This window comes from Streptomyces sp. NPDC002476 (assembly GCF_042889785.1).
GTDB lineage: Bacteria > Actinomycetota > Actinomycetes > Streptomycetales > Streptomycetaceae > Streptomyces.
The window spans coordinates 42,462-60,626 of sequence record NZ_JBIARH010000026.1; the positions used below are offsets into that span (position 1 = coordinate 42,462).

An 18,165-nucleotide genomic window follows, 5' to 3' on the forward strand; every position below is an offset into this window, starting at 1 on the left:
TGAGGGGCGTCTGGTCCCGGATCGCCGTACGACCGGTTCGCGGGGCCCGGCGGGGTTCCGCGAACCGGCGGACCGGCTTTCTGTCCCTACCGCTTCGGCCGGGAGAGGCCCTGTTTCAGACCGGTATCCACTGCGCTCATCAGGATGCCCTGTGGCGTTTCACCCGACATCTCCCAGATCATCATCCCCAGCAGCCCCTTGGACTTCACGTAGTCGGTCTTCTTGCCGATGGACCAGGCGTCGTCGAAGGACCACCACTGGCTGCCGGTGTAGCCGTACGTGGAGATCGACTGCTCGTCGCGATGGACCGTCATCGTCGGGTAGGCGCCGATGAGGTTTGCGTAGCCGCGCGTTCCGGCCTCCTCCGCGAACTGGCCGGGGGCCGCACCACTCGCGGACTGCCATTCGCCCGCGACCCCGCCGTCCGTGACGCCCTGCCAGCCGCGCCCGTAGAAGGGGATGCCGAGGGTCAGTTTGCGGGGTTCGACTCCCGCGTCCGTGTACGCCTCGATGGCGGCGTCGGCACTGAAGTGGAAGTCGTACGGGTGCTGCTCGTCGGTGTAGAGGTTGGCCTGGTGGCCGTACGAGGTCGAGGGCGAGAGACCGCCGACGGTCGCGGTGGTCGTGGTGCCGGAGACGGTGGCGGCGAGTTCACCGCCCCGGTGGACGTCGTAGGCGGCGACCCGCTGGTCGTCGGTCGACGCGGTCCACGCCAGGGTGACGGAGGAGGAGTCGGCCGCGGTGGAGCGCAGCGAGCCCGGAGCCGTCGGCGGGGAGGTGTCGGTGGCCGGGTCGACGGTGGTGACGGCCAGCGGGGCGCTCTCGGCGGAGGTGTTGCCGCGGGTGTCGCGGGCCCGGACGGTGAAGGAGTAGGCGGTGGCGGGGGTGAGCCCGGTGACAGTGGTGCTGGTCGTCGCCGTCGCGGTGCCGACCACCTTGCCGCCTGCCAGGACGTCGTACGACGCCACGGGGAAGTCGCCCGCCGCCGCAGCCGTCCAGGACAGCGACGCGGTGCGGGCGGTGACGTCCGTCTGCTTCAGCCCGCCGGGGGCGCCCGGGGGCACGTCCGGCGACCCGTCGCACTTGTCGCCGTGGATCCGGCATCCGGTCGGCGCGGAGACCGGGCCCTTGGCCACGAACCAGAAGCTGTACGGCTCGGTCGTGCCGTGCGCGGCGACCGTGCCGTTGTAGTGGGCGTTGCCCGCGGTGACGTGGCTGCCCCGGCTGGTGACGGTGCCGTTGTACGAGGTGTCGATCGTGACGGCGGCCGGCAGGTCGAATTCGAGACTCCAGCCGGTGACGGCGGTGTCGGTGTCGTTGTGCAGGACGTACGTCCCCTTCCACCACGAGCCGTTGTCGGCGGAGGTGAAGGTGGCCGTCAGCCTGCCCGCCGCGTGCGCGGGGGCGGCCTGCAACGACAGCAGCGCGAGGAGGAGTCCGAGGACGGCGACCGCGGCGGTCGCCGTCCTCCCTCTGGAGGTCAGGTGCTCGAACATGGTGCACCCCCCCTTGGAGCAGGGACCGGTGAGGCGGTCCTGAAGAGGAGCGGAGGCGTACCTGGTGCCATGGAGCACGGGGGAAACTGAAAGGTCTGGACCAAATCGTCAATAGGTACAGACCATTTGGGGGTGCGCGCCGGACACCGCACGGGGGCGACGACAGCGGACGACAGGTGGCGGTCCGACGGCCGACCGGGCCCGTACGCGACCCGCGCTTCAGCAGGTGCCGGCGCCAAGTATGGGACAGATGTGCGAATTCGGCTCGGCGGTGGCTATGATCACGCATGGCAAGGCTGTAGCGCAGAGGTCGTCGCGCCCTAGCATCGAGCTGGAGGACGTCGGTTCGAATCCGACCGGCCTTGCCACCTTTTCGTGGAGCGGAGTCGATGGCGTCGGTTCGTCCCGAGCGGGCGGAGACCCCGGTCGTCCCCTCCGGACCGGGTGCCGACGGGGACCTGGGAGTAGTGATGTTGCAGCCGATGCCCGTGCGCTGTCCCGCGATCGAGCACCCGGACATTCCGCTCGCCGACCCGGCACTGCTGGATCCATTGCTGGAGCGGCTGGGTTCGGTGCGTCCGGTCGAGGCGGACGAGACCTACGCGCTCGGTTCCTTGCGGACGGACGGCCGGGTCGATCTGTGCAAGCAGGGGCTCGGTGTGGCGGGTACGGTCCGGGTGATGCCCGCCGCCGCACGGTCCCCGCACGCCGCGCACGTACTGCTCGGCACCAACTCGCTGGGCGACGAGGGAGCGCGGGCCGTCGCCGACTCGCTCGCGACCGACGGGCACGGCCTGCGCACCGTCTACCTCGGCTGCAACCGGATCGGAGCCGACGGGGCCTCGGCGCTCGCCGGCGCGCTCGCCGGGGACGACACCGTGCGGGCGCTGTGGCTGAAGCGCAACCCCGTGGGCGACGCCGGTGTCCGGGCGCTCGCGGCGATGCTGCGGCGCAACACCGAGCTGCGCACCCTCGACCTGGTCAACACCGGGCTCTCCACGGAGGGCCTCGGCGCGCTCCTCTCCGCGCTCGCCGAACGGTCCCGGCCGGTCGAGCGGCTGTTCCTCGGCGGCAACGGGCTCGGCCCCGACGCCGCGCCGCTGCTCGCCGCCCTGATCCGGGACGCGGGGGTTCGGGAGCTCTACCTGCCGTCCAACCACCTCGGTGACACCGGTACCGCCGTGCTCGCTGCCGCCGCCGACCCCGCCCGGCCCGTCCGGCTCGGCCTCGGCGGCAACGGGATCGGGCCCGACGGGGCGCGCGCCCTGGCCGACGCGCTCGACGGGATCGAGGCACTCGATCTGGGCCGCCCGCTGTCCGAACGGACCCTCGGGGCCAGCTCCAACCTCACCGGTGACCCCGGCGCCGACGCGCTGGCCGGGGCGCTGCACGGCAGTCCGCTGCGACGGCTGGAGCTGCGCCACACCGGGCTCACCGGACGGGGCGCGAAGACCCTGCTGGCCGCCGTCGACTCGCGCTCCCGCCTGGAGTACGTGGGGCTGGGCCCCGGTCTGCCCCGCCGGGTGAAGCGTTCCTTCGCCGCGCGACTGCGCCCGGACCGCGGCGCCCACGCGGACCTGCTCGCGGTCAGGAGCGTCTACCGATGAGCCCGAAGACGGATCCGGACGCGGGGACGAGGCTCTTCGATCCGGAGGAGACGGCGAGCCTGCGGCAGGTGCGCCGGTACGCGGTGCCCCGCTGGATGATCGAGGCGTCCGCCGAGCGGCGCGCGGACGGTGACTGGCGGGGGGCCTGCGCGGCGGCCCTGTTCGACGTGGCCTTCGACCTGTCGGAGATCGCCTCGGCGCACGGGCCCGACGTGGCCGCGGCGCTCGGCGAGGATCTGCGCCATCTGGTGCCGGACCTGGTGCGCTGGCACCTGCCGCGCGTGCTGGGCGGACGCTCGACGCTCGCCGCCGACCTGACCGTCGTCCTGGCGGGGTACGGCGCCGTGGAGGGTGCGCCCGAGGCGGACGTCCCGTACCTGTACCTGCGCACTCCCCCGATGATCGAGGGTCCGCAGCGGATCTCGCTCCGGTTCGGGACGGTGCGGCTCGGCGGCGGTTCCCGTACCTTCCGCCCGGGGGCCATGGACTGGCGGGCCTGCCGGTACCTGTGGGACGCGCGGCGCACCGGTGAACTCCGCGCCCGCGTCGGCAGTGCGGTCCGGTCGCCGTTCCTCCACGCCGACGGCACTCCGCTCGGGGCGGACGAACTGCCCGGCGCTGACCCCGGAACCGCCGACCCGGTGGCCCACGCCGAATGGGTGACGCTGCTGCACCAACGCGGGCGGGTCGCCGACTCCCTCGCGGCGGCCGGGATCGAGCTGGACACGACCGAGCCGGACACGCCGTCCTGGCACCGGGCGGAGCCGGAGTCGGTCCTGGGACGGCTCGCCCTGGACGTCCCCCGCCTGGAAACCGAGGCCCGACGGTTCGCGGAGCTGTACGCGACGGACCGCCTCCAGATCAGCGGGGACTGGTACGCCCGCATCCTGCTGGAGTTCACGGGCGATTACGGCGACAGGCGGCTGCGGATCGGGCTCGTCGGGCGCGACACGGTCGCGGACGTGCCCTTGCTCCCTCCGGCGCACTGGCGGCGGCTGCCGGATCTCGACCTGCTGCGGACCGGTGCGCTGACTCCGGCTCAGCTGCATCCGCTGGTCGGGGAGGCCCTGTTCCCCGGTGTCGTGTTCCCCGGTGCGGAGCCGGCCGGTCCGCCGGGGCCGACGCCGCCCGCACCGGTACGTGTGCGGTGCCGCGGCGAATGGCACGAGGTCGCCTTCCGGGACGGCAGGCTCGCCACCCCGCACAGCGTGCAGGAGCAGCAGCGCGAGAACGCGCTGCGCGCCTTCGGCGGCGCGGTCACCGGGTGCTTCGCGGTGGAGCACTCCTGCACCACCGGCACCGGCCGGCTCCCCAAGGCCCTGCGGGCCCAGCGGCGGGACCTCTTCCTGCGCGCCCAGCACGGCGACACCCCGGGGGTGCTGGAGCTGTTGGACGCGGGCGTGGATCCCCGGATGCGGGACGCCGGACGGCGCGGTCTGCTCCACGTGCTGCACTTCCTGGACCACGAGCCCCTGCTGTCCCGGCTGCTGGACGCCGGTCTCGATCTGGAGGCGCCGGACCACCGGGAGCGCACCCCGCTCTGCGTGGCGGTCGCCGACCGGGGTTCGGCGGAGCTGGTGAGGGCACTGGTCGAGGCCGGGGCACGGATCGACGTCACCGACCAGACGGAGCTCTCGCTGGCCCAGCTGATCCGCATGTACCGCCGGACGGACCTGCAGTTCCTCCGGGAACGGGTGGAGAAGGAGCACCCGGGCATCGGTGCCGAATGGTGGGACGAGTGGCAGGAGGAGCGGGAGGAGTACGAGAGTGAGGACGAGGACGAGTGAGCACCGTCGCCCGTGACACCGCGGGGCAGCCGCCCGCGACGCCCTCCCCCGTCGCCCCGGCGGGGCGTCCGCCCGTGACGCCGTCACCGGCCGCCGGACTCGCGGAGCCGCCCGGGCCGTCGGCTCCGGCCGCCGCGCCGGGGCCGCTGGACGCCGCCGACGAGCTCAACCGCCGGCTCCGCTCGTCCCGTACGGAAGCCGCCACCAACCCTCAACTCGAAGCATTGGCACTGGCGGTGACGGCCAATCAGCCCGTCCTGCTGTGGGGCGAGCCGGGGATCGGCAAGTCGGCCGGCATGGAACAGCTCGCCGCCGGGCTCGGTCTCGGACTGGAGACGGTCATCGCCAGTGTGCACGAGCCGTCCGACTTCGCCGGGCTGCCGGTCGTCGGTGACGACCCGGCCGTGACCGGGGTGCCGATGGCCCCGCCGGACTGGGCGGTGCGGCTGGCGCGCACGGGCCGGGGGCTGCTGTTCTTCGACGAGTTGTCGTCCGCTCCCCCCGCGGTACAGGCGGCGTTGCTGCGCGTGGTGCTGGAACGGCGGGTGGGCAGCCTGACGTTGCCCGAGTCGGTGCGTATCGTGGCCGCGGCGAACCCGCCGTCGAGCGCGGCGGACGGGTGGCACCTCAGCCCGCCGCTCGCCAACCGCTTCGTGCATCTGCTGTGGACGCACGACCCGCGCACGGTGGCGCGCGGCATGGCCGGTACCTGGCCCGAGGTGACGGTCCCCGTCGTCGACGCCGCCCGCGTCCCGGGGTCGGCGGCACGGGCCCGCGGAGCGGTCTCCGGCTTCCTCACCGCGCGCCCGGGTCTCGTCCACCACATCCCCGCCGACGCGGAGAGCCGGGGACGGGCCTGGCCGTCGCCGCGTACCTGGGACATGGCGCTGCGGCTGCTCGCCACCGGGTACGCGACGGGCGCCGGGCGGGAGGCACTCGCCGCCGCGCTGGCCGGGGCGGTGGGCGACGGCGCGGGCATCGAGCTGCTGTCGTACCTGGAGAACCTCGACCTGCCCGACCCGGACCGGGTGCTGGCCAACCCCGACGCGTTCGCCCTGCCGGAGCGCGGCGACCGCCAACTGGCCTTCCTCATCGCGATCGTGGCGGCCGTCCAGGGCGATCTCACCCAGAAGCGCTGGGAGGCGGGCTGGGCGGTGCTGGCGAAGGCCGTGGACGCGGGCGTGCCCGACGTGGCGGCCAGGGCGGCGGTCGACCTGGCGTCGATGCGGGACACCGACTGGCCGGTGCCCGAGGGCATCGACGCGTTCGTGGAACTGCTCCAGCTGTCCGGCGCGCTGCCCCAGAGCGGCTGAGGCGGGTACGGAGGTGGCGAAGCCGGAAGCCGCCCCGGGGCGGGCCCAGTTGGACATGACCAAGCTGCTCGCCGCCCGCTACCGGGCGGCGACCGACCGGCCGTATCTGGCCTCGGCGCTGTACGCGCTGTCGGTGGTGCCGAGCGCCGAGGTACCGACGATGGGAGTGGACCGGCACTGGCGGTGCTACGTGTCGCCCGCCTTCGTGGAGGCGACGCCGGTGGCGGAGCTGGCCGGGGTGTGGCTGCACGAGGTGGCGCATCTGCTGCGCGACCACCACGGCCGCGCGGAACGGCTGCCCGCCTCCGACCGGCGCGACCACCACCGCCTCAACGTGGCGCAGGACTGTGAGATCAACGACGACCTGATCGCGGACGGACTGCCGCTGCCGGCGGGCCGGTTGGAACCCCGTCTCTTCGGCCTGCCGACCGGGCGGCTCTTCGAGGACTACCTGCCGTCGATTCCGCCGGGGTCGCCCGCCCACGACTGCGGTTCGGGCGCGCACGGGCAGCCCGCGCCCTGGGAACTGCCCGGGAGCCAGGGGCCGACGAGCCTGGGCCCGGTGGAGGCGCAGGCGCTGCGGCGGCACACCGCGGAGGCCATGCGTGCTCACCGGCGCACCCGGGGCACGCTCCCGGGGGGCTGGGAGCGCTGGGCCGACGGGATCCTGGAGCCCAGCATCGACTGGCGGCAGGCGCTCGCGGGCGCCGTCCGCGAGGCCGCGGCCTGGGCGGCCGGGGCGATGGACTACACGTACCGGCGTCCCTCCCGGCGCAGTGCGGCGCTGCGCGGCGTGGTCCTGCCCAGCCTGCGCCGTCCGCTGCCCCGGGTCGCCGTGGTCATCGACACCTCGGGGTCGATGGGGGACGACGAACTCGGCGCGGCGCTGGGCGAGGTCACCGGTGTGCTGCGGGAGGTGGGCGTCCGGGGCAACCGGGTCACGGTACTGGCCTGCGACGCGGACGTGCAGAGCGTGTCGCGGGTGACCTCCGCCGAGCAGGTCGCCCTGGGCGGGGGTGGCGGCACCGACATGCGGGTGGGCATCGCCGCCGCGCTCGCGGCCCGGGACCGGCCGAACATCGTCGTCGTCCTCACCGACGGCTTCACCCCCTGGCCGGACGAGGCACCTTCGTGCCGGCTCGTCGCGGCGCTGATCGGCGCGGATGCCCCGCAGCCGCCGCAGTGGGTGGAGACGGTGCGCGTCACCGGCTGACTCAGTGACGTACGGTCGGCCGATGTTGTGCATACGAGGAATCGTGCTGCCGGAACGCGAGGAGCGGGTGTTCCGGATCGACGGCGGAGTGCTGCGCGAGGGCGCACCGCCGGACGGACTCGCGGGGCGGGACACGGAGTTGGTCGTCGACGGCGGCTGGCTGCTGCCCGGACTCGTCGACGTGCACACCCATCCGGGGGCGCTGTCGACGGACGAACCGTTCGACGAGGAACTGCTGCGCGAGCAGTTGGGTGAGCACCGGGATGCCGGGGTGCTGGCGGTGCGCACCCCGGGCACCGCGGCGCGGATGCCGGCGTGGGTGGACGAGGACCCGAGGCTGCCGCGTGTGACGTCGGCGGGGCGGTGGCTGGCCACGCCCGGCCGGTTCTTCCCCGGCTTCGGGCGCGATGTGACCGAGGACGAACTGGTGCGGGCCGCTGTGGAGGAGGCCACCGCCTCGTCCGGCTGGTGCAAGGTGATCGGCGACTGGGCGCAGGACGAACCGGCCGTGCCGCTGCCGCTGTTGACCTCGGTCGTGGAGGCGGTGCACGCGGTGGGCGGGAAGGTCGCCGTGCACTGCCAGACCACCGAGGGCTCGCGCAACGCCGTGCTGGCGGGCGCCGACAGCCTGGAGCACGGGATGCATCTGGACCCGGCGCTGCTCGACCGGATGGCCGCGCAGGGCACGGCGTTCGTCCCGACGCTCGGCGCCTTCGGCGCGCGGGCGGACGAGATGCGGGCGCGGGAGCCGGGCGTGCGCCGCGATCTGTGGCTGGCGGGCTGGGACGTCATGCCCGGCACCGTGCGAGCCGCCCACGAGGCGGGTGTCACGGTCCTGGCGGGCACCGACACCTTCCCGTGCGGAACGGTCGCGGGCGAGATGTCCTGGCTGGTACGGGCCGGGCTGTCGGCCACGGCGGCGCTCGGGGCGGCGTCCTGGACGGCGCGGGCCTGGCTCGGGCTGCCGGGCCTCGTCGACGGGGCTCCGGCCGATGTCGTCGCGTACGCGGCCGATCCGACACGGGACCCGGCCGTTCTGGAGCACCCGAGCCGGATCGTGCTGCGGGGGCGCGTGGTGCGGTGAGCGCGCCACCCCCGGGACCGGCGCCGTGATCGTCCTGGGCCGGGCGGCGGCCGTGTCCCAGGCCGCCGCAGGGCAAACCTCCGGCCGCCCGGCGCGAGGAGCGTGCGCGCCGTAGGCCGCGTACGCCGGTGCGCACGTCATATGACCTGCGCTTTCATTCCTCCCCCGAAGATCGTCCGGACCCGTGACCCGACGATCGGCGGCTGCGTTGGGGCTGGCGAACGGCTCACGCACAGTGGGCCGGAGAACGGAGGAGAGAACCGCATGACGAAGAGGACGACGCTGGCCGCGGCGGCCCTGACCGCCGGTCTGGGCCTGGCGTTCAGCCCGGCCGCCCAGGCCGTGCAGAGCCCGGTCGCCGCGCCCGCGGCGAAGGCACCGGCCGCGGTCTGCACCGTCAACGACAACGGGGTGAACTTCCGCGGCGGACCGGGCACGGACTACCCGGTCCTGGGCCAGGTGAACAAGGGCCAGAACCTCGAGAAGCGCGGCAGGCAGGGCAACTGGGTCATGGGCGACCTGTGGGGCGGACGCACCGGCGTCTGGATCCACACGGCCTACCTCAACTGCTGAGGCCGCCGCGCCCCGGGGCCCTCGGCCGCTGAGGTCCGAGCGCCCCTGCCCCGTCCCCGCAGGGCCCCGCACCGCGCTCACCGCGTGGTGCGGGGCCTCGTGACGTTCCGGCGGCCGTCCCCCTCGGCCGCCCGGTACGGGGTGTTCCGGGGTGTCAGGCCCCGGCGGCGAGCCGCGCGAGGCGGCGAGCCTCGTCGCGGGTGGTACGGGCGATGGCGTCCTCGTCCGCGGTGATCAGGCGGCCGTCCTCGACGACCGGTCTGCCGTCGACGAGGGAGAGGGTGACCGGGGCGGCGGCGCCGAGGACGAGCGCGGTGACCGGGTCCGCGATGGAGGCGTGGGCGAGGGTGTCCATGTTCCAGAGCACCAGGTCGGCGAGCTTGCCGGGTTCCAGGGAGCCGATCTCGTCGGCGCGGCCCAGCACCCGGGCGCCGCCGCGCGTTGCCAGGCGCAGGGCCTGACGGGCGTTCAGGGCCTTCTCCCGATGGGTCCCGAGCCGATTGACGAGGAGGGCGTTGCGCAGTTCGGTGTGGAGTTCGCCGGACTCGTTGGACGCGGTGCCGTCGACGCCGAGGCCGACCGGGACACCGGCCGCGAGCATGTCGGGGACGCGCGCGATGCCCGCGGCGAGCCGGGCGTTGGACGAGGGGCAGTGCGCGACGCCGGTGCCGGTGCGGGCGAAGACGGCGATGTCGGAGTCGTTCATGTGGACGCAGTGCGCCATCCACACGTCGTCGCCGAGCCAGCCGGTCGACGCGAAGTAGTCGGTCGGTCCCATGCCGAAGAGTTCGTGGCAGAACTTCTCCTCCTCCACGGTCTCCGAGCCGTGGGTGTGCAGGCGCACCCCCTTGCGGCGGGCCAGCTCGGCGCCCTCGCGGAGGAGTTCGGTGGAGATGGAGAACGGGGAGCAGGGAGCGACGGCGATCCGGGTCATCGCGTCGAACGAGGGGTCGTGGTGGGCGTCGACGGTCGCCTCGGTGGCGGCGAGCGCGCCGTCGAGGGTCTCCACGGCGAAGTCCGGGGGCAGTCCCCCGTCCGACTCGCCCCGGTCCATGGAGCCCCGGGCGAGGGTGAATCGTACGCCCATGTCACGGGCGGCCCCGATGATGGCACCGGACAGGTCACCGGCGTCCCGCGGGTGGACGTAATGGTGGTCCACGGCTGTGGTGACCCCGCCCCGGGCCATCATGGCGAGCGAGCCCTGCGCCGCGGCGCGGACCATCGGTTCGTCGATGCGCGCCCATGTCGGGTAGAGGGCGACGAGCCAGTCGAACAGGTTGTGGTCGGTGGCGAGGCCGCGGGTGATCCACTGGTAGAAGTGGTGGTGCGTGTTGACCAGGCCGGGGGTGACCAGGTGCCCGGTGCCGTCGACGCGGCGTACGACGTTCTCCAGGCCCCCGGGTGCCGGGCCGGGCCCGACGCTCTCGATGCGATTGCCCGCGACGACGACGTGCCCGGAGGCGTACTCGGTGTCGTCGGCGTCGACGGTCGCGATCGCGCAGTGCTCGACGACGATGCGCTCCACATGCTCGGGGACTGATGTTGCGGCCATGGCGCTTCCCTCTCTGTCCGGTGGTACGGGCACGGCGGGACCCTGGGGTCTGTCTTCGAACCGCAGCCTGCCGTGCGACGGTGGTTCGAGAACAGGTCCTGGGCCGAGGGTGGACCGAGGTGCCCGTCGGGACATGGGCCTCGGTTGTCCGTCGGACCGGATGCCGGCTGTGTCATGGGTTTGCCTCCGGCCCGGCCGGTCCCTCCGCCCGGGTGGTGCGGGCGGGGGGACCGGCGCGGCGCCGCGTCGGAGATCGGCTCAGAGATTGGTCATGTCGACCGGGATCCGCGGTTCGGTGCCGTCCCGCAGCACGGTGGCCTCGATGAGGCCGTACGGGCGGTCCGCCGCGAAGTAGACCTCGTTGTCGTTCTGGAGACCGAACGGTTCCAGGTCCACGAGGAAGTGGTGCTTGTTCGGCAGTGAGAAGCGGATCTCGTCGATCTCGCCGCGGTGGTCGATGACGCGCGAACCCATGTGGTAGAGGGTCTGCTGGAGGGAGAGGGAGTAGGTCTCGGCGAACGCCTGGAGCATGTGCTCGCGGGTCTGCTCGTAGGACTTCTCCCAGTCGGGCATCCGCTTCTCGTCGTCCGTCCAGTTGAACCGCCACCGGGCGGAGACCTCGGTGGCGAGGATGCGGTCGTACGCCTCCTTGAGCGTGGTGTACTCGTCCTTGACGTAGCCCCGGAACTCGGAGTGCGTGGAGTTCATCACCACGAGGTCCTTGAGCCCCGAGACGATCTGCCACTTCTCGCCGTCGTAGGTGATCTGGGCCGTGCGCGTCTCCTGGCCCCGGCGGACGAAGGAGTGCTTGGCCTCGTCGGCTCCGATGAACCGCGTGCTCGTGTCCGAGGTGGCGATGCGCTCCCAGGAGTACTCCTCGATCCGGATCCGGGCGACCTTGATCGGCTCCTGGGACGTCACGAAGTGGCGGGCGAGGTGGATGCCGAACTGCTCGGCGGATTCGATGCCGTGCTTCTTGGCGAACGCGTACACCGTGTTCTTGGTGGTGTCGGTCGGCAGGACGTGGGCGTTGGATCCGGAGTAGTGGACGTCCTCCATGGCGCCGGAGAGGGCGACGGAGACGTTCAGGTCCTTGATGTGGTGGGTGTCGCCGTCCCGGGTGATCCTGACGACGCGGTTCTCCGCCTTGCCGTACTGGTTCTGGCCGAGGATCACAGGGCGGGTGCGGGGGGAATCGGCGGTCATGTCGGTGCTAGCTCCCTCGGTAAACGGAGTAGCCGAACGGGTTGAGCAGCAGCGGTACGTGATAGTGCTCGCCCGGGACGACGGCGAAGGTGATCGCCACCTCGGGGAAGAACACGCCGCTGTCCCTTGCTCGGGGGGCGTCCTGCTGTGCCCCGGCCGGCCTCTTGCCGGCGGTGTGCGACTCGAAGTACGCCTCGGTGTCGAGGTCGAGCCGTACGTGGGTGGTGCCCTCCGGCAGTGCCGGCAAGTCCTTGCAGCGGCCGTCCGCGTCGGTGGCGGAGCCGCCGAGCGCGGTCCACGGGGCGTCCCTCCCGCCACGGGCGGTGAGCCGGACGGCGACGGCCGCGGCGGGGCGGCCGATGCTGGTGTCCAGGATGTGGGTGGACACCGATGCGGTGGCGGAGGTGCTCAAGACCTTCACTCTCTTTCCATGACGGGGCGGTACGTGTCTTCCGTGGCGAGGCGGGTGAGCCGGATGCGGTTGATCCTGCCGAGTTCGGTGCGCACGTGTTCGCTTTCCGCCTCCGGCGAGTTCCCGATCCGGGACTTCACGGCGTCGCGCATCTGTTCACCGGTGGCTCCGGTGGCGCAGATCAGGAAGACGTGTCCGAACCGTTCCTGGTAGGCCAGGTTCAGTTCGAGCATCTCGGTCCTGAGTTCCTCCGAGGCCCCGGCCATCCCCCGCTGTTCGCGGGAGGAGACCGGATCGCCGGGCCTCGGGCGGCCGATCGGCGGGTGAGCGGCCATCGCCTCGGCCAGGTCCCCCGCGGTCAGCGCGGCCGTGGCGGCGTCACTGGCGCGAAGGAGGGCTCCGGTGTCGGCGTAGGGGCGTCGGGAGAGGATCGCTCTCCCCCATGCCGTACTGGCGCACACCTCGTGCAGAGCGGCGGTGGCCTCGTCTTCCGCCAGGGTGTTGAACCGGGACAGGCCCGGTGTGGAGCTCGAAGTCACGGGAGCCTCCGTGGCTGTTCTCGCGATGCGAATCGTCACTCCGCGGCGGTCGGGCTGCGCATAGCTAACGCCCTCCGCGACACAACGTCAACACTTTGTTGAAATTACGCGAACGCGTGGGGCCGCCGTCCGAGGATCCGGCCGGCGGCCCCACCCACGTCTGGCGGATCCCGGCCGCCGAGGTCTCCAACTACCCTTCCTTGGAGGCGCTTTCCCTGTTCAGGTAGTTGTAGACGGTGAAGCGGCTGACGCCCAGCGCGCTCGCGACCGTCTCCACGCCATGGCGCACGGAGAACGCCCCGCGTGCCTCCAGACTGCGCACCACCGCCTGCTTGGCCCTGCGGTCCAGCTCCGACAGCGGCATCCCGTGGCGGCGTTCCAGGGCGGCCAGGATGTGGTCGAGCGACTCCGAGAGCTGGGGCAGCCGGACCGCGACGACGTCCTCGCCCTCCCAGGCCAGCACCACGTCGTCGGCCTGGGCCCGGTCGGGCCCGAGCAGTTCGGCACCCATGGCGTCGACGAGCGGCTTGACCGCCGCGACGAGGGGGTGGTCCGCGGGGACGGTCACTTGGCGTCCTCCCCGATGACGTTGACCTGGAGCGACACCCGGGTCGCGCCCGAGGCGAGGACGCTGCGCAGCAGGGTGTCCACCGTGCCGAGCACCTGGTCGGCGCCGCCCTCCGCCGTGTTGCCGAAGGGACCGACGTCCACGGCGTCCAGTTCGGCCGTCCGGATGACCTCACGGGCCACGACCGCGTGGGCGGGCGCCTCGTCGAGATCGAAGGGCTCCGTGGTGAACTCCACTCTCAGGCGCACTGTGCCTCCACTCGCGTTCGCCGTGCCCGGGTGGACCGGCGGTCCGGGGCCCGACCCTAACGACAGCGGGCCGTCGGCGCCGCTGGGGTGCACCGCGGCGTTGCCCGAGGTGTGGTTCGCGTTGAACAGCCGGCGGCGTCCGGACACCATCCGATACGCCTTCCCGGGGACCGCCCGGCGCACGCCCCGGGGCACCGGCCGGTGCGTCCGTCACCCCGGGCGCCATACTGGGCGCATGCTCATCCGTAGCGCCCGCCCCTCCGATCTGCCGCTGCTCCAGGACATGGAACGGGCCGCAGGCGAGCCGTTCCGCGCGCTCGGCATGGCCGCGATCGCGGACGACGACCCCCTGCCGCTCGACCTGTTGGAGGACTACCGGCGCGCGGGGCGCGCCTGGGTGGCGGTGGACGACGCCGACCGTCCGGTCGGCTATCTGATCGCCGACGAGGTCGACGGCGCGGCCCACATCGAACAGGTCACCGTCCACCCGTCCGCCGCCCGGCGCCGGCTGGGCAGCGGGCTCATCGACCATCTCGCCCGCTGGGCGGCGGGCCGGGGCCTGGACGCGCTCACGCTGACGACATTCCGCCATGTGCCGTGGAACGCCCCCTACTACGCACGGCTCGGCTTCCGCGTGCTGGACGATGCCGAACTCACCGACGGGCTGCGGAAGATCAGGGCGGCGGAGGCGGAACACGGCCTGGACCGGTGGCCGAGGGTCTGCATGCGGCGCGACGCACCGCACACCGACCGCACCCCTCGACCCGCCGGAGCCGAGCGGCAACGCTGAGTGCAATCGGTCACGTTCGGGCCATGGGCCACACATGTTCGAGGGATTGTCGGTGGCGGGCCTTAAGGTGGGGTACATGGCATTAACTCCACGACACGTACCGTCCACCGACCCCTCGCACCAGGCCCGTTCGTCCCGTACGTCCGCCGCCGAGGCGAACCAGGCGATACGGGCGCTGGTCGACGCGCGGGCCGGGCAGGAATGGTCCCCCGTGGAGTCCGCCGCCTACGAGGTACTGCTGATCGAGTGGGCGGCCGCCACCCGGGGTTCGGCCGGCGACATCATCGAAGCCGCCTGACCGCCCCCGGGCGCGGCCGGGACCGCTGTTCCTACGCGCCGTAGCCCTCGCGCAGTTCGATCTTCCGGACCTTCCCGCTGACCGTCATCGGGAAGGACTCCAGGATCCGAAGGCCCCGCGGGACCTTGTAGTGCGCCAGCTGCTCGCGGCAGAACTCCGTCATCTCGTCCAGGGTCGGCGGGTCCGCCGGGTCCCTCGGAATGACACAGGCGAGGACCTCCTCGCCGTAGGTGTCGTCCGGCACGCCCACCACCTGCACGTCCGCGATCTTCGGATGGCCGTGGAGGAACTCCTCGACCTCCCGCGGGTACACGTTCTCGCCGCCCCGGATGATCACGTCCTTGATCCGGCCGACGATCTCCACATAGCCGTCCCCGCGCATCACCGCGAGATCCCCGGTGTGCATCCAGCGGCCGGGGTCGATGACCTGGGCGGTGCGCTCGGGGTCCTGCCAGTAGCCGAGCATCACGCTGTAGCCGCGGGTGCACAGCTCGCCCGCCGTGCCCCGCTCCACGGTCGCCCCCGTCACCGGGTCGACGACCTTGACCTCCAGATGCGGCATGACCCGGCCGACCGTACCGGTGCGCCGCTCCAGGTCGTCGTCCCGGCGGGTCTGGGTGGAGACCGGTGAGGTCTCCGTCATCCCGTAGCAGATGGACACCTCCTCCATGTGCATCTCGGCGACGACCCGCTTCATCACCTCGACCGGGCACGGCGATCCGGCCATGATCCCGGTGCGCAGCGAGGAGAGGTCGTACGAGGCGAAGTCGGGGAGGTTCAGCTCCGCGATGAACATCGTGGGCACGCCGTAGAGCGAGGTGCAGCGCTCCTGCTGCACGGCGGCGAGCACCGCCGCGGGCTCGAAGGCCGGGGCCGGGATCACGATGCAGGCGCCGTGCGAGGTGGTGGCGAGATTGCCCATCACCATGCCGAAGCAGTGGTAGAACGGGACGGGCAGACAGACCCGGTCCTGTTCGGTGTAGGCGATCATCTCCCCCACGAAATAACCGTTGTTGAGGATGCTGTGGTGGGAGAGCGTGGCGCCCTTGGGGAAGCCGGTGGTGCCGGAGGTGTACTGGATGTTGATCGGGTCGTCGCAGGACAGCTCGGCCTCGCGGGCGGCGAGCTCACTGCTCGTCACCGATGCGGCCGAGGCCAGGAGTTCGTCCCACGAGGGATCGCCGATGTAGTGCACGGCGCGCAGGGCGGGGCAGTCGGCGCGGACCCGGCCGACGAGGGCGCGGTAGTCGCTGGTGCGGTGCGCGAGCGAGGAGATCAGGAGGGATATCCCGGCCTGTTCCAGCACGTACTTCAGCTCGTGCGCCCGGTAGGCCGGGTTGATGTTGACCAGGACGGCGCCGATCCGGGCCGTGGCGTACTGCGTGAGCACCCACTCCGGGCAGTTGACGGCCCAGATCCCGACCCGGTCGCCCTTGGCCAGGCCCGCCCCCATCAGCGCGCGGGCCAGCTCGTCAACCGCCGCGCCGAACTCGGCGTACGTCCAGCGCCGCCCGGAGGCGACGTCGACCAGCGCCTCGCGGTCGCCGTACGCCTCGACGGCGCGGTCGAGACTGCGCCCGATGGTGTCGCCGAGCAGCGGCGTGGTGCCGGTGCCGTGCGCGTAGGACAGTTCGCTCATCCCAGGTCCCCCTCGACGTACTCGGTTCCGGTGGCGTGCGCGCGGGACGGCCCGCTCATCGGAAGTCCCCCTCGGCGTACTCGGTGCCGGCGCCGGTTCCGCGGGCCGTGCGCTCGCGCAGTTCGATGCGGCGGATCTTGCCGGAGACGGTCTTGGGCAGGTCGGCGAACTCCAGCCGGCGGACGCGCTTGTACGGGGCGAGGACCGAACGGGAGTGCTCGAAGAGGATCTTCGCGGTGTCCGGGCCGGGCTCCCAGCCCTCCGCGAGCACGATGTACGCCTTCGGCACGGCGAGTCGCGTCGGGTCGGGGGCCGGCACGACCGCGGCCTCGGCGACCGCCTCGTGCTCCAGCAGCGCGCTCTCCAGCTCGAACGGCGAGATCTTGTAGTCGGACGCCTTGAAGACGTCGTCGGCCCGGCCGACATAGGTGATGTAGCCGTCCAGGTCCCGGGAGCCGATGTCCCCGGTGCGGTAGTAGCCGCCCGCCATCGCCTCCGCGGTCCGCTCCGGGTCGCCGTGGTAGCCGGTCATCAGGCCCACCGGGCGGTCCGACAGGTCCAGCGAGATCTCGCCCTCGAGCGCGCCGGGCTCACCGGTCACCGGGTCGAGGAGCTCGACCCGGAATCCCGGGCTGGGCCGCCCCATCGACCCGGCCTTCAGCAGCTGGCCGGGGGTGTTGGCGACCTGCACGGAGGTCTCGGTCTGACCGAAGCCGTCCCGGATGGTCACGCCCCAGACGCGCCGCACCGTCTCGATGACCTCCGGGTTCAGCGGCTCCCCGGCCGCCACGACCTCGCGCGGCGGGTTCTTCAGCTGGGAGAGGTCGGCCTGGATCAGCATCCGCCAGACGGTGGGCGGGGCGCAGAAGCTGGTGACCCCTGAGCGGTCCATCTCGGCCATCAGCCGCGCCGCGTCGAAGCGGGTGTAGTTGAAGATGAAGACGGTCGCCTCGGCGGTCCAGGGCGCGAAGAGGTTCGACCAGGCGTGCTTGGCCCAGCCGGGCGAGGAGATGTTGAGGTGGACGTCGCCCGGCTTGAGACCGATCCAGTACATCGTCGACAAGTGGCCCACGGGGTAGGACGCGTGGGTGTGCTCGACGAGCTTGGGACTGGCGGTGGTGCCGGAGGTGAAGTAGAGCATCAGCGGCTCGTCGGCGTCCGTCTCCCGGTCCGCCCGGTACGTCTCCGGGTGGCCGTCGGCACCCGTGTACGGCAGCCAGCCCGGCACGTCCGCGCCCACGGCGATCCGGGTGTAGCCGCCGGGCACCTCGTCGAACTTGGGGGTGTCGGTGTCCCGCACCAGCACGTGCCGGACCCGGCCGCGCTCCACCCGGTCCCGCAGGTCGGCCGGGCCGAGGAGCGGGGTGGCGGGGACGACGACGGCGCGCAGCTTCATCGCGGCGAGGGCCGTCTCCCACAGTTCGACCTGGTTGCCGAGCATGACGAGGATCCGGTCCCCGGCCCGGACGCCCTGGGCGCGCAGCCAGTTCGCGACCCGGTTGGAGCGTGCGGACATCCGGGCGAAGGACACCTCGGTGCGGTCGCCGTCCTCCTCCACGATGTGCAGGGCGGTGCGGTCGTTGTTCTCCGCGATCACATCGAACCAGTCGAGCGCCCAGTTGAAGTGATCGGTCCTGGGCCAGCGGAAACCCTCGTAGGCCGCCTGGTAGTCCTCGCGGTGACGCAGCAGAAAGTCCCGGGCGGCCCGGAACGTCTCCGTCGCGCTGGTTGCCGACATGTGCCCTCCTCATTGCGGACCGGACCGGTCGCTTAACATCATGTAAACAGTGACCCAGGTCTCACCACCCCCGAACGGGGGTGCGCCGAGTGGGTCACCCGG

At 72.5% G+C, this 18,165-nt stretch carries 17 protein-coding genes and 1 tRNA gene; 9 read left to right on the forward strand and 9 right to left on the reverse strand.

Annotated elements, in window-relative coordinates:
* Positions 1 to 86: 86 nt before the first annotated feature.
* Positions 87 to 1,496, reverse strand: coding sequence for a glycosyl hydrolase family 18 protein (locus tag ACFYXM_RS25730; RefSeq protein ID WP_389292722.1), 1,410 nt, complete (start codon positions 1,494 to 1,496; stop codon positions 87 to 89).
* A 292-nt stretch (positions 1,497 to 1,788) separates the two neighbouring features.
* Between ACFYXM_RS25730 and ACFYXM_RS25735 the strand changes: the two genes are divergently transcribed.
* The 7 genes from ACFYXM_RS25735 (at position 1,789) to ACFYXM_RS25765 (ending at position 9,073) form a co-directional block, all read left to right on the forward strand.
* Positions 1,789 to 1,864: transfer RNA gene (locus ACFYXM_RS25735), tRNA-Arg, on the forward strand.
* A gap of 102 nt (positions 1,865 to 1,966) precedes the next feature.
* Entirely contained in the window at positions 1,967 to 3,103 is a 1,137-nt protein-coding gene (locus tag ACFYXM_RS25740) for a gala protein (RefSeq protein WP_389292813.1), read from the forward strand.
* Positions 3,100 to 4,890, forward strand: a complete 1,791-nt coding sequence (locus ACFYXM_RS25745) for an ankyrin repeat domain-containing protein (protein ID WP_389292724.1) — start codon at positions 3,100 to 3,102, stop codon at positions 4,888 to 4,890. The genes ACFYXM_RS25740 and ACFYXM_RS25745 overlap by 4 nt, the downstream gene beginning before the upstream one ends.
* Positions 4,891 to 4,964: 74 nt before the next feature.
* On the forward strand, positions 4,965 to 6,203 hold the full coding sequence (locus ACFYXM_RS25750; RefSeq protein ID WP_389292815.1) for an AAA family ATPase: 1,239 nt from the start codon (positions 4,965 to 4,967) through the stop codon (positions 6,201 to 6,203).
* A gap of 55 nt (positions 6,204 to 6,258) precedes the next feature.
* On the forward strand, positions 6,259 to 7,416 hold the full coding sequence (locus ACFYXM_RS25755; protein ID WP_389292816.1) for a VWA-like domain-containing protein: 1,158 nt from the start codon (positions 6,259 to 6,261) through the stop codon (positions 7,414 to 7,416).
* Between the two features lie 22 nt (positions 7,417 to 7,438).
* Positions 7,439 to 8,500, forward strand: a complete 1,062-nt coding sequence (locus tag ACFYXM_RS25760; protein ID WP_389292726.1) for an amidohydrolase family protein — start codon at positions 7,439 to 7,441, stop codon at positions 8,498 to 8,500.
* Between the two features lie 264 nt (positions 8,501 to 8,764).
* Positions 8,765 to 9,073 (forward strand): SH3 domain-containing protein, encoded by a 309-nt coding sequence (locus ACFYXM_RS25765; RefSeq protein ID WP_389292728.1) that lies wholly within the window; start codon positions 8,765 to 8,767, stop codon positions 9,071 to 9,073.
* A 154-nt stretch (positions 9,074 to 9,227) separates the two neighbouring features.
* Here ACFYXM_RS25765 and ACFYXM_RS25770 read toward each other — a convergent pair whose 3' ends face one another.
* From ACFYXM_RS25770 to ACFYXM_RS25795, 6 genes are all read right to left on the reverse strand, one after another.
* Positions 9,228 to 10,625, reverse strand: coding sequence for an 8-oxoguanine deaminase (locus ACFYXM_RS25770; RefSeq protein WP_389292730.1), 1,398 nt, complete (start codon positions 10,623 to 10,625; stop codon positions 9,228 to 9,230).
* A 258-nt stretch (positions 10,626 to 10,883) separates the two neighbouring features.
* Entirely contained in the window at positions 10,884 to 11,831 is a 948-nt protein-coding gene (pucL, locus tag ACFYXM_RS25775; protein WP_389292732.1) for a factor-independent urate hydroxylase, read from the reverse strand.
* Positions 11,832 to 11,838: 7 nt separating this feature from the next.
* The gene (gene uraH / locus ACFYXM_RS25780) at positions 11,839 to 12,243 is read right to left on the reverse strand and encodes a hydroxyisourate hydrolase (protein WP_389292734.1); all 405 of its coding nucleotides are present in this window, start codon (positions 12,241 to 12,243) and stop codon (positions 11,839 to 11,841) included.
* A gap of 5 nt (positions 12,244 to 12,248) precedes the next feature.
* Positions 12,249 to 12,782, reverse strand: coding sequence for a 2-oxo-4-hydroxy-4-carboxy-5-ureidoimidazoline decarboxylase (gene uraD / locus ACFYXM_RS25785; RefSeq protein WP_389292736.1), 534 nt, complete (start codon positions 12,780 to 12,782; stop codon positions 12,249 to 12,251).
* A 190-nt stretch (positions 12,783 to 12,972) separates the two neighbouring features.
* Positions 12,973 to 13,350, reverse strand: a complete 378-nt coding sequence (locus ACFYXM_RS25790) for a helix-turn-helix domain-containing protein (RefSeq protein WP_389292738.1) — start codon at positions 13,348 to 13,350, stop codon at positions 12,973 to 12,975.
* Positions 13,347 to 13,586, reverse strand: a complete 240-nt coding sequence (locus ACFYXM_RS25795) for a hypothetical protein (protein ID WP_073782297.1) — start codon at positions 13,584 to 13,586, stop codon at positions 13,347 to 13,349. Before ACFYXM_RS25795 ends, ACFYXM_RS25790 begins: the two co-directional genes overlap by 4 nt.
* 247 nt (positions 13,587 to 13,833) lie before the next feature.
* Here ACFYXM_RS25795 and ACFYXM_RS25800 point away from each other — a divergent pair, with 247 nt between their 5' ends.
* Together ACFYXM_RS25800 and ACFYXM_RS25805 are read left to right on the forward strand one after the other, a co-directional pair.
* Positions 13,834 to 14,388, forward strand: a complete 555-nt coding sequence (locus ACFYXM_RS25800; protein WP_389292740.1) for a GNAT family N-acetyltransferase — start codon at positions 13,834 to 13,836, stop codon at positions 14,386 to 14,388.
* A gap of 76 nt (positions 14,389 to 14,464) precedes the next feature.
* Positions 14,465 to 14,686: a hypothetical protein gene (locus ACFYXM_RS25805; RefSeq protein ID WP_389292742.1), complete on the forward strand. Its 222-nt coding sequence runs from the start codon at positions 14,465 to 14,467 to the stop codon at positions 14,684 to 14,686.
* Between the two features lie 31 nt (positions 14,687 to 14,717).
* On the opposite strand, the gene ACFYXM_RS25810 is transcribed toward ACFYXM_RS25805, so the two are convergent.
* Both ACFYXM_RS25810 and ACFYXM_RS25815 read right to left on the reverse strand, forming a co-directional pair.
* Positions 14,718 to 16,325 (reverse strand): AMP-binding protein, encoded by a 1,608-nt coding sequence (locus ACFYXM_RS25810; protein WP_389292744.1) that lies wholly within the window; start codon positions 16,323 to 16,325, stop codon positions 14,718 to 14,720.
* Between the two features lie 55 nt (positions 16,326 to 16,380).
* Positions 16,381 to 18,063: an AMP-binding protein gene (locus ACFYXM_RS25815; protein WP_389292746.1), complete on the reverse strand. Its 1,683-nt coding sequence runs from the start codon at positions 18,061 to 18,063 to the stop codon at positions 16,381 to 16,383.
* Positions 18,064 to 18,165: the final 102 nt, after the last annotated feature.